Here is an 893-nt window from a genome sequence, read left to right as displayed (position 1 = left end):
CGCCAGGGCTTCTTTCAGCCCTTCGGAAAATGTTTGCATGCCATGCAAACAAAAAGGCCGGTTGAGTTGCTCAACCGGCCTTTTTTTATCTGACTACTTCAAAACCTATCTTCTGCAGGTCTTTCCAAAAGTCCGGGTAAGACTTGACGACTACCTCCGGCTCCTCAATTTCGATGGGATGCTGCATTGCCAAAGGCGCGAAAGCCATCGCCATACGATGATCTTCATAGGTAGCAAAGGTTGGAGTGGAACCAAAAAGCGTTTTCCCTTGTGTCTGAAAGTAAGTACGCTCTCCGGTAGGAGGCAGCTCAATTAGGTTGGCGTTGACTTTTTGCAGTTCCTGCTGAAGCGCCAGAATGCGGTCAGTTTCTTTAATGCGCAGGGTTTCCAAGCCACAAAACGTACCACTTGTGCCCACTGCAGCACAGCATACAGCAAGCGTTTGCGCCAGGTCGGGGCATTTCAGGAAATCCCAGGTAAACTCGTCCGGCACTTCTGCACCTGCTCTCTTTTTCAACCGGACGCCAGCCTCGTCAAAGTGGGTTTCCACTCCAAATTCGGTCATCATTTCCGAAAGGACGGCATCGCCCTGCACACTTTCCCGGAAAAGCCCATTCAGGCGAAGGTCCGTCTCCGGGGCAATGGCAGCCATAGCGTAGTAGTAGGAGGCTGCCGACCAGTCTGCTTCTACAGTGAAAGGCTTGCCCACATAAGACTGAGGCGGCACGATGATGGTTTGCTCCTCCCACTGATGGCTTACGCCAAAGTAGCTCATTAGGGAAAGGGTCATTTCTATGTAAGGGCGGGAGACGATCTCACCCTCGAGTTGCAGCCGGAGCCCTTCCGGAAGGGTTGGTGCCAGCATGAGCAAAGCAGAAATGTACTGACTGCTG

Annotated in this window: 1 protein-coding gene; it reads right to left on the bottom strand. The window is 52.4% G+C overall.

Annotated features, from left to right (window positions below):
* Positions 1–85: 85 nt before the first annotated feature.
* A partial coding sequence (locus tag IX84_RS30475) for a 3-phosphoshikimate 1-carboxyvinyltransferase (RefSeq protein WP_044230432.1) occupies positions 86–893 on the bottom strand: 808 nt, incomplete at its 5' end.

This window comes from Phaeodactylibacter xiamenensis (assembly GCF_000759025.1).
In the GTDB taxonomy this organism is placed as follows: Bacteria; Bacteroidota; Bacteroidia; order Chitinophagales; family Saprospiraceae; genus Phaeodactylibacter; species Phaeodactylibacter xiamenensis.
Note: the sequence above shows the minus strand (reverse complement) of the source record. Positions and strands in the feature narration are given on the sequence as shown.